Source organism: Cuneatibacter caecimuris, assembly GCF_004216775.1.
GTDB lineage: Bacteria > Bacillota > Clostridia > Lachnospirales > Lachnospiraceae > Cuneatibacter > Cuneatibacter caecimuris.
In genome coordinates, this window is record NZ_SGXF01000003.1 from 235,736 (window position 1) to 252,781 (window position 17,046).

At 48.7% G+C, this 17,046-nt stretch carries 8 protein-coding genes; 6 read left to right on the forward strand and 2 right to left on the reverse strand.

Annotated elements, in window-relative coordinates; all coding sequences use genetic code 11:
* Positions 1-43 precede the first annotated feature (43 nt).
* The 4 genes from EV209_RS09390 to EV209_RS09405 all read left to right on the forward strand — a co-directional run bounded on the left by EV209_RS09390 (position 44) and on the right by EV209_RS09405 (position 13,343).
* Positions 44-2,176, forward strand: coding sequence for a hybrid sensor histidine kinase/response regulator (locus tag EV209_RS09390; protein ID WP_130435197.1), 2,133 nt, complete (start codon positions 44-46; stop codon positions 2,174-2,176).
* Positions 2,177-2,188: 12 nt separating this feature from the next.
* A complete protein-coding gene (locus EV209_RS09395; RefSeq protein WP_130435198.1) occupies positions 2,189-4,054 on the forward strand; it encodes an extracellular solute-binding protein in 1,866 nt (621 codons plus the stop codon).
* A gap of 107 nt (positions 4,055-4,161) precedes the next feature.
* A complete protein-coding gene (locus EV209_RS09400; RefSeq protein WP_243647567.1) occupies positions 4,162-6,924 on the forward strand; it encodes an ATP-binding protein in 2,763 nt (920 codons plus the stop codon).
* A gap of 170 nt (positions 6,925-7,094) precedes the next feature.
* Entirely contained in the window at positions 7,095-13,343 is a 6,249-nt protein-coding gene (locus EV209_RS09405; protein WP_130435200.1) for a X2-like carbohydrate binding domain-containing protein, read from the forward strand.
* Between the two features lie 116 nt (positions 13,344-13,459).
* Here EV209_RS09405 and EV209_RS09410 read toward each other — a convergent pair whose 3' ends face one another.
* Positions 13,460-14,029: an AAA family ATPase gene (locus tag EV209_RS09410; RefSeq protein ID WP_243647562.1), complete on the reverse strand. Its 570-nt coding sequence runs from the start codon at positions 14,027-14,029 to the stop codon at positions 13,460-13,462.
* 4 nt (positions 14,030-14,033) lie between these two features.
* Positions 14,034-15,131: a glycerol dehydrogenase gene (locus EV209_RS09415; RefSeq protein WP_130435348.1), complete on the reverse strand. Its 1,098-nt coding sequence runs from the start codon at positions 15,129-15,131 to the stop codon at positions 14,034-14,036.
* 149 nt (positions 15,132-15,280) lie between these two features.
* Between EV209_RS09415 and EV209_RS09420 the strand changes: the two genes are divergently transcribed.
* The gene (locus EV209_RS09420) at positions 15,281-15,952 is read left to right on the forward strand and encodes a response regulator transcription factor (protein WP_130435201.1); all 672 of its coding nucleotides are present in this window, start codon (positions 15,281-15,283) and stop codon (positions 15,950-15,952) included.
* 1 nt (position 15,953) lies between these two features.
* Positions 15,954-16,961, forward strand: coding sequence for a sensor histidine kinase (locus EV209_RS09425; RefSeq protein WP_130435202.1), 1,008 nt, complete (start codon positions 15,954-15,956; stop codon positions 16,959-16,961).
* The last annotated feature ends 85 nt before the right edge of the window (positions 16,962-17,046 follow it).

Consider the following 17,046-nt stretch of genomic DNA (forward strand, 5'->3'; position numbering starts at 1 on the left):
TGATAAGACTTTAATCATGCTGAGCGGAGGGTGGTAAAGCAAGATGGTAAGAGAAATGATTGGCAAGACAAAAAATGCCAAAGTAAAGAGTCTTCCGTGGCTTAGGCGGATGACTGTTTTGCTGGTGTGTCTGCTCCTCTCCGAGGTCTTTATTTTTACTGTTACTTATCGTCATTTAAACCAGTCGATTCAAAATGAGCGTATTGACTCCATTGAGCAAATGAGTACTTTGATTTCAGAAAAACTGCTTTTGCTGAGGCAAACTTATGAGGATAAGGTGCGACAGGCGGCTCTTGTTATCACAAGCAACCATGTCCAGTCTCTGGACCAGGGGCAGGAATTGCTTCTGGCGTTTGAACAGTTATATCTTTTGGCTGAGGACGGTTCCTGTATTTCTCTGACCGGAGAGAGAATTGTACTGTCTGAATCAGAAGAAATTAAGATGTTGAAATCTTCGGATGAGATTCGGACAGATTTTTGTACAGTACAGGCTAAGGGAGATTTTTGGGTTTTTATGTCTCCTATTTCCGATGTTACCATAGACGGTAAAGAATTTTTTGGCGTTATCATGCTGGTAGATGCAAATTCTTATGCAGAGGCTGCGGCCACCGCGTTATACGAAAATCAGGGAGCCTCTTATGTTGTGGATCAACAAGGCGTGATCGAACTGCGGCCGACTGAATCCACCGCCAATGAATATTTTGGAGGATATAACCTGCTCCATACCCTGCAGGAAAAGAAAGTAGACAAGCGCCAGATTCTTGCACTGCAGCAGGGGTTGGAACAGCAGCACAAGGTGGAATCCATAGCAAAAATAGATGGAGAGATCTGGCGTATTCAAAGTTTTCCGGAAAGCGGGGGCAACAGTATTGTGATAGCTGTTCCGATTTCAATAACGGCGGTAGCCACCTTTGACGGAATGCGTAATGTAATCATTATGATCGGGCTGACCCTCTTAACTGTAGTTGCCATAGCTGCAGTTTGGATATGCTACTATGTAAAGAAAGGACAGCAGATCAAACTGGAGCAAGCAAAAGCCACCTTGAAAAGTGATTTTATGAACAAGGTCTCACATGATATCCGCACACCGCTGACAGCTGTGATCGGGCTGAACGACCTGCTGCTGCACAATGTGGACAAACCAGATATTGTGGCGGATTGTGCGCGGAAAGCGAAAAAGTCCGGTGAATATCTTATTTCCATTATCAATGACGTATTAGATATGAGCAGGATAGAAAGCGGAAAGTTAAGGATTTCCCATACGGCTTTTGATATGAAGGAACTGCTGGATACGGTTATTCAGCTGGAAACATATTCCTCGTGTAAGAAGGCGCTGAATTTTCATCTGGACTGTCCGGATCGCATCCACAGAGGATACCTGGGGGACGCTGTCCGTATTAAGCAGTGTCTTGTCAATTTGATTTCCAATGCCATAAAGTTTACCCCAGAAGAGGGGGGAGTGACCCTGACTTACCGGGAATGTCAGGAAAGCGTCACGTATACCAGGGCCTGCTTTATGGTGGAGGATACAGGGATCGGCATGAGCGAAGAGTTTATGCAGCAGATGTTCCATCCCTTTGAGCAGGAACAGTCCTCCCTTACCTCCGCGCATGTGGGCAGTGGTTTAGGGCTGGCAATTGTACACAGTCTCGTGTCTTTGATGAATGGCACCATTCATGTGGAGAGCGAACTGAACCAAGGAAGCAAATTTGTCATAGAGCTTCCCCTGGAGCGGATCGAACTCAGCGAATCAAAACCAGAAAAAGGGCAAAGCAATGAACTGCCAGAATATATGCGTGGAAAGAGAATACTGCTGGCGGAAGATAACGAAATCAATCGCGAAATTGTGGCAGCGCTTTTAAGCGGGCTTGGATTTTCGGTTGACGGGGCGGTTAATGGCGCTGAAGCTGTGGAGCGCTTCCTAAGTTCTTCCATGGGATATTATTCTATAATCTTGATGGATATTCAAATGCCGGTGATGAATGGCCTGGAAGCTGTGGCTGCTATTCGCAGCTCGGCCCACATGGACGCGCAAAGCATCCCCATCATCGCTTTATCCGCAAACGCTTTTGAAGAGGATGTGGAAAAATCTCTTGCTCACGGGATGCAGGCTCATATCAGCAAGCCGGTAAATTTAGAAGCTGTTAAAAAAATATTTATCCAATATATACATTAGGGAGGAAGCCGTGTGAAAAAGCAAAAGTTATGGATCTTTTTTGTAACCGGCGCCATGCTGGCGGGAATGGCTGGATGCTCCGATATGCAGAAAAAAACAGAGCCAGAGGCGCGGTTCTGCGCAGACAATGAAATTTTAACTTATAAGCCGGTGGACTTCGATAAAACGGTCATCACCATTGGCACATATGCGCCTTGCAACGCAAAGCCCGTAGAGCTTGCCATCGAAACGGAATTTCCCAACGTTGATATCGTTATCATGGATCAGGCCAGCATTCCGGACATCCAGGAACATTTGAAAAATCCCGGAGTACAGAAAGATTTGGAAGATATTATTTTTACGGGCGCTATAAAGGATGCTGAGATAAGCAGTAATATTCTCTATGACTTATCGGCGGAGGATTTCACATTCAGGTACAATCAATCCGCGTTGAATGACTTAAGCTCCGGGGGCAAACTCTACCAGCTTCCTATTAACAGCTCGGTACAAGGAATCTTTTACAATAAAAATCTGTTTGAAGCCCACGGCTGGGAAATACCAGAGACGATCAACGCATTTTATGCCCTGTGTGATGAAATTTCCGCCCAAGGTATACGCCCCTTTGTCCCCTGCTTTAAGTATTCCATGGATGGGGTAGGACTGGGATTCAGCAACCGCGCGGTTTTTTCCACCATGGAAAAACGGGAACAGTATGACCTGTTCTGTAACGGTGAAGCTTCATGCAAGGGCGTGTTGGAGCCATATTTTGAGGTACATAAAGAACTATATGACCGTGGTATCGTGGTGGAAGACGACTTTTCTTCCAGCCTGACGAAAAATCGTTACGCCCTCTATGCCGGTGAAATTGCTATGCTGCCGGAACAATTGACCATGTTCTCCCTGTATGAGGACGAACAGCCTGCGTGTGAAATTGGCTTTTTTGGTTATCCTACCGATACGCCGGGGGAACGCTGGATGCAAATGTCTTTCGGGCGCAGTATGGCGCTGTCCAAAGCGTCCATGGAGGATCCCGGCAAAAAGAAGATTTTACTGGACATCTTTGCATTTCTCAGCACAAACAAAGGACAGCAGGCCTTACAGGAGCTTTATTCGGGATTGAGCAGCGTGAAATCCGCCCAGGCGAATTTGAGGGAAGAGTTTTGGGACGTGCAGGCATGCCTTGAAAATGGACAGATTTTTTTCGCGGACAGTATTGGAAATGATCTTCATAATCAAACCATGAAAAAGTATTTAGAGGACGATCTGACCTTGGAACAGGTTATTGCCGAAACGGACGCCATGACTGAAAAAATCACAGACAGCCGGGAACCGGAAGAGTCAGTGGGGACTGCTGAGGAGGAATTTACTATTCTGGAAACCAGCTTCTTTATAGCCGATGCTATGCGTTCTGCCACTGGGGCGGAGATTGCTCTGATTCCACATTGCACTTATTACAATGGAAATTTTGCGAAATTTTATGAGGGTGATGTGACCATGCTGTATCGGTTTTACCTGCGCGGTCTGGATGACGAGGATTACCTGACAACCTATGAGATCCGCGGCGCTGATCTGAAAGCCCTTCTGGAGCACCCCATGATCAACGGCGGGGAAATCAACGCTATGTACGCTTTTTCCGGCCTCACGATGGAATATGCCCCCTGGCGTGACCAAAACAATAACGTGATAAAGCTGACCCTGGCAGACGGCAGTGAAATCGCGGACGATAAGCGCTACACCGTTGCCGCCTGGGCTACTTCTATTGACGAAACCTATATTGCCTCTACTTTGAGTGTTCACAGTGAGCTGGGCAATAATACAGATCTGGTGACTGCCGCCGTCAGGCATGCAGGAACGATTTCTCCGCCAAAGGACCACCGGCTTACAATAAAATGGGACTAAAAATTACGCGCCGACACCTGCGAGGACCATATTAATACAGTATGACCTTTTCATAGGCTGTTATAGGAGTGAATATGAGACGTTTTGTATTAGAGTTAAAAAAACAGATGACAAGGCTTTGGCCTGTGGCTGTGCTGCTTGTCATAATGTGTACAAGAACTATTCCGGCCTATGCCGCAGAAGAACAACCCGTCCGGATCCGTGTTCCGTTTCCGGAGGCGGAAGGCTTTACAATGACCGACGAAAACGGAACACGCTCCGGCCTGGTAGTGGATTATCTGTATGAAATTGCAAAGTATACCGGTTGGTCATACGAATTTATTGAGACCGACGCCAACGACATGACGGGAGAGTTTATTGCCGGAAAATATGACCTCATGGGCGGCACATACTATTCTCCGTCGTTTGAGGAATACTTTGCCTACCCGGATTTCAGCTGCGGCAATACCAAAGCGGTTTTACTGGCCAGACAGAATAATGACGCTATCAAAGGGTATGATTTAAGGGATTTGAACGGAAAAACCATAGGCGTTGTGGAGCGGGCCACAGATAATGTGCGGAGGCTGAAGGAATTCCTCTATGTTAACGGCTTAAACTGCACAATCAAACCATATACCTCTGAAGAAGTTGCCGCTAATCAAATTAACCTGGATTTGGAGGAGGGAAAGATTGACCTGAAACTTGGAAATGCGACGGATGATACAGGTGAGTTTCGCGCGGTGGCGTATTTTGATGCACAGCCCCATTATCTGGTTGTGCAGCCAGACAACAAGGAGCTTCTCGATCAGCTGAACTGGGCAATGGAGCATATTCTTTTAGCCGATCCTCATTTTTCGGAAGAAGTATATCAGAGATATTTTGATGATACTGGGGTGGAAAATTTGTTGCTGAGCGAGGAGGAAAAAGATTATGTGGAGCAAAAGGGCACAGTGACAGTGGCGGTTCCTGACTATTATCATCCGCTTTATTGTATTGGCTACGAAGACGGAGACCATTCCGGCTTGGTTCCAGAACTGCTGAAAAAAATAACTAAACGATATGGAATGAAATTTTCCTACATATTGGCAGACTCTTATGACCATGCGCAGCAGCTTGTTATCGAAGGCAAAGCTGATATGGCCGGCATTTTTTTCGATGATTCCGCGGATGCCATGCGCAGTGAACTGGTACAGACCAAGTCTTATGCCGCGTTAAATGATTTAATTGTACGCAATAGATCTGTGACTTATCCTGAGGACGGATTAACCTGCGGGCTTTTGGAAGGGCGCCAGCTGCCTTCTTATGTAAAAGCTAGTGAAGTAGTGTATTTTACGACTATAGAAGAAGTTTTGTCGGCGGTGAATACTCATAAGGTGGATTTTGCCTGCGGGCTTTCTGCGCGAATGGAACAGATGATGCAGGACAAGATTTATACCAATGTAGTTCCTGTTACTTTATCGGCGAACCGCATTAAAATCAGCTTTGCTATGCCGGCGCCCGCAAATCCGGAGCTTTTGTCCATAATAAACAAAGGCATCAACAGCTTATCCGAGGATGACAGGAATTCTCTTCTGGATCATAACCTGATTTCAATCGGAGACACGAAGGTTTCAGTGAAAAGTTTTGTGGAGGCTAATCCTATTTTAACAATCGCCGCTGTATCAACAATTTTACTGCTGGTCACAATGGTGATTATCGTAATATCCAACATGCGTGTAAAAAATGCCAATATGCAAAAAAACATTGCGAGAGCAGAGGCGGATAACAGAGCCAAAAGTGAATTTCTCTCCCGAATGAGCCATGAAATCCGTACGCCCATGAATGCAATCGTTGGAACGACCGCGCTCATAGCGATGAAGGATGATATTCCCGAAAGCATAAAAGGAAATTTAGCAAAGCTTAATTCTACCTCACAATATTTATTGGGGCTGATCAATGATATTTTAGATATGAGCCGAATTGATAATGGTATGCTTTCAATTGCAATGGAAGACTTCTCCTTGCGTCAGCTGTTGGATGAACTTTGCAGTATGATGCAAACACAGGCACAAAGCCGGGGGATATTACTTTTCTGTGAAAATAATTTCAAGCATTCAGATTTGAAGGGCGATGCAATCCGATTAAAGCAAGTTTTGATGAACCTGATATCCAATGCGGTTAAATTCACACCGCCAGGAGGAGAGGTACATCTGAGTGTGGAAGAAACGGCAGCCTCGAATTGGCAGGCTACCTATTTATTTAAGGTTTCTGATAGCGGCATTGGCATCAGAGAAGAGGATTTAGAACGTATTTTTGATTCTTTTGAACAAGTGGGCGCCAGTCAAATGCGAAGTCAGGGAACAGGGCTGGGTTTACCGATCAGCCAAAATATTGTACAGCTTATGGGCGGGAATTTACAGGTGAAAAGTAAAATAAATGTGGGCAGTGAATTTTTCTTTTCTCTTCCGATTTCCTTTGGAAGGCCCATAGAATTAAAAGCACCGCCTGAGTCATCTGTCCGTTTTAAAGATGTACGGATTCTGTTGGCTGAGGATCACCCGATTAATGCAGAGATCGCGATTGACATATTACAATCAAAAGGCATTCAGGTGGAGCTTGCGGAGGATGGAGCGGAAGCGGTTAGACTTTTTGAACAAAGTATTCCCGGGTACTTTGATCTTATTTTAATGGATATGCGAATGCCTAACATGGGAGGTCTGGAGGCGACAAGGGCAATACGGGATTCCGGCCGCTCAGATGCTGCGGAAATCCCCATTGTCGCTCTAACCGCCAACTCTTTTCAGGAGGATAGGGATATGGCGAAAGAGGCTGGTATGAACGATTTCCTTACAAAGCCGTTGGAGATTGATTTACTCTATGCGGCGCTCCAGAGATGGCTGTCTAAAAATTGACGGCATTATATAATCCGTGACAGACGATACACATATCATGTGCTACACTGTTTCAGCAAAATTTGTCTTGTCAGTCAGTTCGGAGGAAGGGAGGAGCAGAAGACAGAGAATCATTGGCAGAGAGACATCCTGCCGGTCAAAATATTAAAATTAAATAGGAGGTAAAGTAAGTGAAAAGTAAAAGAACAAACCGTTTCCTGGCGCTTCTGCTCACCTTTTGTATGGTGATCGCAATGGTGCCGGCGGCGCCGTCAGTGGCGGTCACAGCCGCCCCGGCTTCCGTCACCCAAATCAACACTGTGGAGGATCTGAAGGCATTTCGGGATTCTGTAAACGGCGGAAACAGCTACAGTGGACAAACCGTAACATTGAATGCGGACCTCGACCTTGCAGGGGAATCGAACTGGACTCCCATCGGAACTTCCAGCAACGCATTCCGGGGCGTTTTTGACGGGCAGAATCATATCATCTATAATATGACCATCAATACGACACAGCGCTACTGCGGCTTTTTCGGATATCTGAATGGCGCTGCAGTCCGGAGGCTAGGGATAGAAAATGCAAATGTGACCTCCTCCGGCAACGATGTGGCGATTTTATCCGGGTATGCCCAGGGCAGTACCATTGAACGCTGCTATGTGACCGGCGCTGTGAAAGGCTACGCTGCAGTCAGCGGTCTGTTAGGTTCTACCTACAGCACACTTACGACAGTTCAGAACTGCTATGCCCGCGTAGACTTAAAGCCTACCGGAGGAAGAGGAGACACGGCGGGGATTTCAGGCTGGAACTCAAGCAGCAGCATCAGTATTATCAACTGTTATTCCGCCTGCATCGGGGAGCTTCGTCCCATTGCAGGATGGAGCGACGGCGCGGCTGTTCCCAATGAAAAAATTACAAATACATATTTTGACAAAACACTTTCCCCAAATTTCAGTTCGTCCAGCGGACGTACGGATCTTGGAAGAACTTCCGGAGAGTTAAAACAGCAAAATAATTATATTAACTGGGATTTCAGCAACACTTGGACCATTGACCCCGCCAAAAATGGCGGATATCCCTATTTGCAGGGATTCATCCCCGGGCTGGGAGGCGCTCCTGGTTCCATATCCATTACGGTAACAGATACAGAAAAAAATCCTGTGACGGATGCAACCGTTATTATTAAAGACAGCAATCAGAACGAGACTGTATTAAACCATCAGGGAGACGGCGTTTACTCTGGCACTGTTACCTCCTCTGATACAGTTTATGATATCCTTGTAAACGGCGATAAGGTGGGAAATATCACCCAATCCGGAAATGGAGCTGTATCCACGGATGTGGAGATAACACCGTCCCCTGCCGATACGCATCTGAACCACCCTGTCTGCGGCCTGAGCTGCACCCATGGCGATCCGGCGCATGCGGAACTTGTGTGGACGGCATGGGAAAGTGCAGATTCCATGCCCCACAGCGGCGGGAATTATTATTTGAAGCAGGATGTCCGGCTGGACAGCCGTTGGGATGTAGATGCCAATATCAACCTCTGTCTGAACGGCCATACGGTTACGGGCCCTGCGGTATTTGCAGGCAGTGATATGCCCCGGGCTTCTGTCCAGGTAAAGAGCGGCGCATCGCTGACGGTATGCGACTGCGCAGGGGAAGCCGGCGGAATAAATGGCGTTAATGCGTTATACTGTGCGGCCGGCGGAACGCTGAGCATCTATCAGGGACATTTTACCGGAGCCGGCTCCGCCATTGTCTGTGACGGAACAGTTTCTATTTATGGCGGAAGCTATGAGGCTGACAGCTATGTAATTGATACCACGGGTTATCCGGACTCCACTTTCGGTAAGCTGTATCTTACCGGATCGCCTGTACTGACGTTATCTGGTACCGGGAGCGTGTCTGCCATAATAAAAGTTGGGAATAAGGAAAGTATTGACGCGAAAGGATACAGGGGATCCAGTGCAACAATAGACTGTGCTGGCGTTGATATCGGTGAAACTGTTGTCTCTTCCGTTGACGATGTCAATAAAGAATTGTTTACCCTGGTTTCAGAAGATTATATCCTCAAACAGAACGGTACAGACCTGGTGCTGGCGGCAAAGTTGTTCGATCTGCAGACAGCGATTAACGAGAGCAGCGGTACGGCCGGCCAGCCGGAAGTGATCACAATTCCAGCCGGCGGAATTGCAATTACTGCCACGATCACAATTCCAAGCGGCAAGTACGTGACGCTCACTGGCGGAGCGCTGACCCGCGCTGCGTCCTGTACAGGAAATATGTTTGAGGCTGTTGCGGGAAACAGCAGCCTGACGCTGGAAAACATTACGCTGGATGGAAATAAAGGAGAGGTTCCGTCAGCAGGAAATATTCTTAAATTTAATAAGGGCGGTACTCTGACAATAAATAACGGCGCAGTTTTGGAAAACAACGCAAATACTGCCATTTCCTTTGGCGCAGGTTATAATGTAACTGCCAATCTTGTTATGAACGGAGGTTCCATTACCGGAAACAGCAGCACAGGAATGGGCGGAGCCATTAACCTGGGCGATAATGGCGGTACAATTAACTTTACCATGAACGGCGGCGTGATCAGCAATAACACGGCAGTCAGGGGCGGCGGCGCAATCAGCGATACAGGGTGGGGATCAACCACAATTCGCATCACAGATGGAAGCCTTACAGGAAATACTGTCACCGGAACAGATGCAGACGCTACCTATGGGGGAGCGATTTACAGCAATTCGGTTCTGATTGTCACCGGGGGCGAAATCAGCGGGAATTCCGTACTCTATGGACGGGGCGGCGGAATATACAAAGCAGCGGGCGGCAGCAGTCCGGAACTGGTGATCACCGGGGGAACGATCAGAGACAACACTGCCCGAACTGCAGTGGAGGCTGAAAGAAAAGGCCATAATGTCTATGTGGTGAACAGTACCTTTACACTGGGCGGCAGCGCGAATATCCCCAACGGACTGTATCTGGATCTTCGCAGCAAACCGTTCCAGATCTCCTCTGCGCTGGAGAATAAGGTGGAAATTGAAGGGATTTATGGTTACCCGGAAGCCGGGGATGTGGTTGCGTCAGGAAAGGATTATACGATTACCCCAGAAGATCTGGCCAAGTTTTCTTATAAAGACGATGCTTTCTGGTTTACATTACAGAACAATCAGATTAAGCTGGCTTCGGTTACCTGTACGGTTGCACTTCCGGCGGGCGAAGGTTATACGGTTACCGGCAGTTCAGACCCGGTTGTAAAAGGGGGCAGCTACAGCTTTACTCTTGCGCTGGCAGATACCTATTACAAAACTGCTGCTTTCGCGGTAAAAGCCAACGGTGTTCTCCTGACAGAGCATAACGGCAGCTACACGATATCTGATATTGTGGAGAACCAGACAGTAACTGTGGAAGGGGTAGCGCAGGATATGGCGGCGCCTTCGGCTCAAATCACACTGGGCAGCAATCACTGGACTTCTTTTCTGAATACAATTACCTTCGGCTTGTTCTTTAAGGAGACTCAGACGGTAGAGATTACGGCGGATGATGCTGATTCAGGAGTGGAGAAAGTGCAGTATCTCCTTACTGATGCGGTGTACAGTGATGGAAAAGAATTAAACGATGCCAATGTGTCTTGGACGGATTACACGGGAACCTTCACCATGGCGCCAAATTCCAGAACATATATTTATGCAAAAGCGACTGATCAGGTGGGCAACGTTGCTTTTATCCGCTCTGACGGCATTGTGCTTTACACAGATTCCGCGCAGGATACTGGATCCATCAGCTTTACAAAAACCGGGGTGTCAGATGTAACCGCGCAGGTTAAGCTGAACGGAAATACAGTGAAGGAAATTCAGTGCGGGGGAACCGTATTGACGAAAAATGTGGATTATACGGTCTCCTCGGAAGGCGAAATTACATTTAAAGCCGTCTGGCTCGATACACTTGCGGCGGACGTGAAACCGTATATTCTGACGGTCAGCTATCACCCCCTGGGCATGGAATATGCGGAAAAGGACGGCAATGCCGCCCCTGCCGCAACTGAAATTGCCCTTACTGTCAGCAAGGCGGCAGGCAGCGTGAAAGAGCTTTCGGATCCTTCTAAGGTTTATGACGGCCAGCCTGTTGAAGACGCCTCCTTTACGGCGCTTTCTTCCGGCGCGGCGAGGGTAGAGTACAAGCTCCGGAACGCGGACGACAGCACATATTCGGCCATTAAACCGTCCGTTAGAGGAGACTATACGCTGCGGGTTTCTGTGGCGGGAGATGAAAATTATGGAGCAGCCTCCGCAACAAAGGATTTCACAATCAGTTATTTGGAAGCACCCCAGGTACCCTATACCCTTTCAGGAATACAGGGGGAAAACGGCTGGTTCAGAAGCGATGTAGAGATTCTGCCTCCGGCGGGATGGACAATTTCCACTGCTTTAAACGGAATTTATGGCGAGAAGCTGACTCTGACAGGAAGCACTGACGGGGAAACAGTATATTTGAAAAATGCCCAGGGTCAAATGACGGACGGGATCGCTGCGGAAACAGTTAAAATTGATAAAACAGCGCCTGAGGGAGAAATTACCATTGCTTCGGACAAGTGGGGTGAATTCCTCAACGCGATTAGTTTCGGTTTATTTTTCAACAAAAATGTAGACGTCAGCATTACCGCGTCTGATACAGGCAGCGGGGTAAAAAGCATTCAGTACTTCAGGAGTGAAACAGGGCTCAGTGAGAATGAAGTGAAGGTGCTGACAGGATGGTCAGATTATAAGGAGCTCATCAGTGAAACGGCCAAGGATGCAGTGAAATTTGTGTATTATGTCAAGATCTCAGACGATGCGGGCAATGTGACTTATATCAGTTCTGACGGGGCTGTTTTTGATATCATGGCTCCGGCAGTCAGCGGTGTTTCTGACGGCAGCACATATTACACAACGCAGATTGCGGATGTTCAGGACGCAAACCTGGAATCAGTTACCCTCAACGGCGAAGATGTTACCGGCGCTGTAGCGCTGCCCGGCAATCGGGAAGAAGCCTACACGATTACTGCAGTTGATAAGGCAGGAAACAGCACTGTTGTGACTGTGACCATGAAGCCGGTTTCCACAATTGCCGAACCGATTGACAGCATCACCGAGGACCAGGTGACCTCTGCTGACATAACTGTGATTGAGGCAGTCAAAGCAGCGGCAGAAGCCGTAGACCAGAGGAATGCCGCCGATGAAGAAAAAGCAGCGCTCCAGGAGATTCTTGACAGGTGTCAGGCTATGCTGGAGAAAATTCAGGCAGTATCAGATGAAGCCAAAGCAGTGACGGACGGTGTTGATGGTTATGATCCTCAGACCGTGAATTCCTCAGACAAAGAGAATATCGAATCTTTAGTCAGCCGGATTGATTCGCTTTTAATGAGCGGGAATCTGACTGAGGGCGAGAGAAGCTTGCTGGATGCGGTCAGAGAAGCAGCAGCTGGCCTGCTGGATAATATTGCGGAAACCACAGCAGAATATGAGCGTGTGAATGATGCGTCAGAGCAGTACAGCCCCGATACTGTGAAATCCTCTGATAAGGAAGAAATTGAAAAGCTGATCGGAGATATAGACATCCTTTTGACAACTCAGAATCTTACTGAGCCAGAAAGAAATGTTCTTCATGACAGCAAAACAAAGCTGGAAGGCCTTCTTGCAAAGCTTCAGGATGTTGCGGAGCTGTTGGATCAGCTGGAGAAGGAGATGGGGGGTTATACTTCCGAAACAGTGAAATCTACGGATGAAGACGCGGTCAGACAGATCGTTGAAGAAGCAAAAATGCTGCAAGAAACAGGAAATCTTACAGCCGAGGAAAAAAAGGTCCTTTCAGAAATCATTAGCAAAGGGGAAGAACTGCTGGAAAAAATTTCAGAAATCAGCGGCGCCCTGAATGAAATCAGGGATCAGGCGGAGAATATTGACTTTGATCAGGCTGATTCAGAGGACCAGAGCAGCATCAATGATCTGGTGGAAAACATCGAAGGGCAGCTCAGCGGCGGTCATCTGACGGATGATGAGAAGGCGGAACTGGAAGAACTCAAAGATCGTCTGGAAGAGTTGTTGGATGAGATCGGCAAAGCGTCTGAGGCAGTAAAAGAGGCCGGCAAGGGTATTGAAGGCATTCATCGGGATAATGTGAAGCCTGAGGATAAAGCAGCTCTGGAAGAAGCCAAAAACGCTTATGAGAAGGTAATGGAGGAGCAGGGCAATCACCTGACTGAGGCGGAGAAGAAGGAAATCAGTGATCAACTTGCAGAAATCGACGCTCTGCTGGAACTGATTGACAGGATAGAAAATCCGTCTCCCGGAACAGGAGATAACAGCCGCTTGTTCCTGTGGTTTATATTGACGCTTCTGTCCGGGGGAGCAGCATTGACTCTGGCGGCCAGAGGCAGAAGGAAAAAGAATCTGTAAGAATTAATGAATAGAGGGAGGGTTTTGCTGCACAGGGAACGCGGATTCCCATGCAGCGAGACAGAACCGGCGGCTGTCGAAGGACAGCCGCCGGTTCTGCATCAGGTATATAACAATTATTCATGCATAGAGGGAATTGCCAGAGCCATTCGGACAGCCGACAGGTTCTGTTCCAGCGTGTCGGCCCCGTTTAAGACAAGGACTCTGCAAGTCAGCAGCTTCTGCCACTCATCATGTTTCGCCTTACTGCGCACTTCCACGCCTCCCTCATCATACTGAGCGGCCCATTCCATAAATTTGAGATGATTTTCATACATATCGCCGCCGGGAGCGATGCGCGGGCCAAAATGGCGTTTTTCCCGCTCTTTGAGCCGGGCCAGCCTGGCTTCCGGCTCAATGACCAGGCGCAGGCAGAGTGTAAAACAGGGTATGAGGCTGTCTCCCCAGTCTGTCAAAGATCCGGAAACCACCACCTTGTCCCAGGTTTCCATATCTTTTTTCATCAGCTGGATTCTCTGTTCCCGGTCTCTTTTTGCCGTATATTTGGGATCTGTGGGAAGCCAGAAATAATCGTCGGAATCCATGAAAAAATAGCCCAGCTTTTCGCTGATATACTTTCCAAGAGTGGTAGTCCCGGAGCCCGAGGCCCCGAAAATATGAATAACGCTTTTTCCCATTCCCGGCATCGGATCATTCTCCCAGGAAATAGCGCCCGTAAGCATCCGCGGCCAGAATTGCGGCGCAGACGGATTCCGGCGTTACCTCAAAGGGCATGTTGTGCAGCGTGTCATTTTCCGCGCAGGCTGCTTTGGCCACGGCCATGATCTTATCGTTTGTCACTTCTTTGACGCCCAGCTGCTTCAGCGTTACAGGCAGGCCCAGCTCAATACAGAAATCAATGATTTCCTGCAGCTCTTCAGCGGGCACGTCTTCCAGAACCAGCTGTGTGATGGTGCCGAACGCTACTTTTTCGCCATGGTACATAGAATGGCATTCTTCCAGAACTGTGAATCCGTTGTGAATGGCGTGGGCTCCTGCCAGGCCGCCGCTTTCAAAGCCGATTCCGGAAAGCAGGGTGTTGGCTTCAATGACTTTCTCCACGGATTTTGTGCAGGCTCCTGCTTCCAGCGCAATTTTGGCCTTCACACCTTCTTCCATGAGCGTATCAAAACAAAGCTTGGCAAGAGCCATGGCAGCCAGTGTGACCTGGCCTCCGGCGCAGGTAGCAGCAGCTTTACGCTGTATGGCCCGGGCCTCAAAATAAGTGGCCAGCGCGTCTCCCATTCCAGAAACAGTCAGGCGGGCGGGAGATTTTGCAATCACCTCTGTATCCATCAGCACCATATTGGGGTTGGCAGGAAGGAACAAGTATTCTTCAAAAACACCGCTGTCTGTATAGATCACTGACAACGCGCTGCAGGGAGCGTCGGTGGAAGCGATGGTGGGGCAGACCAGCACAGGGGTTTTGCGGTAGTAGGCTACAGCCTTTGCGGTATCCAGAATTTTTCCGCCTCCGATCCCGATTACCATATCGCACTGTTCTGCTTCCATTTTCGCTGTCAGCCTGTCAATTTCCGTACGGCAGCATTCGCCGTTAAAATAATCAAAGACCACGCTGCAGCCGGTTTTGTCAAAGCTTTCCTGAATCTGGCTTCCAACGCGGCCATAGCCGGACTTTGTAATCAGAGCCAGCGCTTTTTTTCCGTAACCTTCCGCATAATTTCCCAGTTTCTTCAGTTCACCTGCGCCCTGGACATATTTGCCGGGGCTGATCAAAATATTTGCCATCATTAATTTTCCTCCGTTAATTTGTTAACAATATTGTAGGCTACATGGACAGCGCTGTCAAGTGAACAAAATATGAAAAAGAATTTCATTGAGAAAGCTGAAAACGGCTGATATAATAGGAACAGCATGGGCGGAAGGAGAAATTTGAGATGACTAAAATTTTACTGGTGGAGGATGACCGGAAGATTGTTGAAAATCTGCGGGAATTCCTCCGCAGGGAAGGTTTTGAGACGGAAGCTGCGGCGGGACAGCAGGAGGCGCTGGAAAAGCTGGAAAACGGCTCCTGGGATCTGGTGCTGCTGGATATCTCTCTTAAGGATGGGAACGGTTATGCGGTCTGTTCCGCGGTGAGAGAACGCTTTGGCGTCCCGGTGATTTTTCTGACTGCCTCGGGAGATGAATACAGTGTGGTGACAGGGTTTGACGTGGGGGCGGACGACTATATTGCCAAACCTTTCCGGCCCAGGGAGCTGGTGTCCCGGATCAGGAATGTGCTCCGGCGTAATAACCGGCTGGGAAAAATCATGGAATATGGCGGCGTATCCGTGGACGCGGTGAAAGGCACAGTCATGAAAAACGGCAGGGAGGTGTTCCTTTCCGCATTGGAGTACCGACTGCTGCTGGTATTTTTCAATAACATGGGCATTGTATTGTCCAGGAACAAACTGCTGGAAGAAATCTGGGATATCGCGGGAGAATATGTGAATGACAACACCCTGACGGTTTATATCAAGCGGCTGCGGGATAAAATCGAAGACGACCCACAGAATCCGTCAGTGATCAGAACGGTCCGGGGGATGGGCTATAAGGCGGGAGATTGAGATGAAATTTTACAGAAATCCTGAGATCAGGCGGAGTATCTGGCTATGGGCCCTTTGGCTTGCAGCTTTTGCAGCGGCGGCAGCTTGTCTGGACTGGCGGTTCGGAGCGCTGTCGTCGGCCTTTGGCCTGCTCTGCGGAGCGCTGCATTTTGTCCCCACCTTCAGGCGGTACAGGGCTTTGGCAGAGTTAAGCCTGGAGATCGATGAGATTCTTCATGGAAGCGTGGGGCTGGATTTGGACCGGTTCGCAGAAGGGGAGCTGGCGGTGCTCCAGAGCGAAATTTATAAAATGACGGTTCGCCTCCGGGAACAGGCCGAAAACCTGAAAAAAGACAAAGTATACCTTGCAGATTCTATTGCGGATATCTCCCATCAGATCAGGACACCGCTGACGTCCATCAATCTGGTGGTGAATTTTCTGGGGCAGGAGGGCCTGGAAGAGGAACGCAGGATTGCCCTTGTACAGGAGCTGCGGGGCCTGCTGGGGAGAATCGACTGGCTGATCGGCACACTGCTGAAACTGTCCAGGCTGGACGCGGGCACAGTCCGATTTGCCAGGTCACAGGTGAATGTAAGGGAAATGCTCGGCAGGGCGGCGCAGCCTGTGGAGATTCCCATGGATCTGCGGGGACAGCGCCTGGTTCTCAAATCCTCGGGAGAAGAGACTTTTTACGGAGATCTGGCATGGACGACGGAAGCTGTGGAAAATATCCTGAAAAACTGTATGGAGCATACGCCGGAGGGAGGCTGCATTACAGCCGAAGCGCGGGAAACGCCGATCTTTACGGAAATTGTGATCTCTGATACCGGGGAGGGAATTGATGAAAAAGATCTTCCCCGGCTGTTCGAGCGGTTTTACCGTGGGGAACATGCTGCGGAAGGCAGCGCGGGCATCGGCCTGGCGCTGGCCAGAATGATTGTGACGGAACAGGACGGTTCCCTGAAGGCAGGCAACAGGCCGGGCGGCGGGGCGGAATTTACCATACGTTTTTACAGGGCCACAGTATAATAATGTGACAGAATTGTCACCCGCAAGTCACCGGAGCGTCATCACCGGGGGGTATGATGGAGCCATATCAATCAAGGAGGAACAG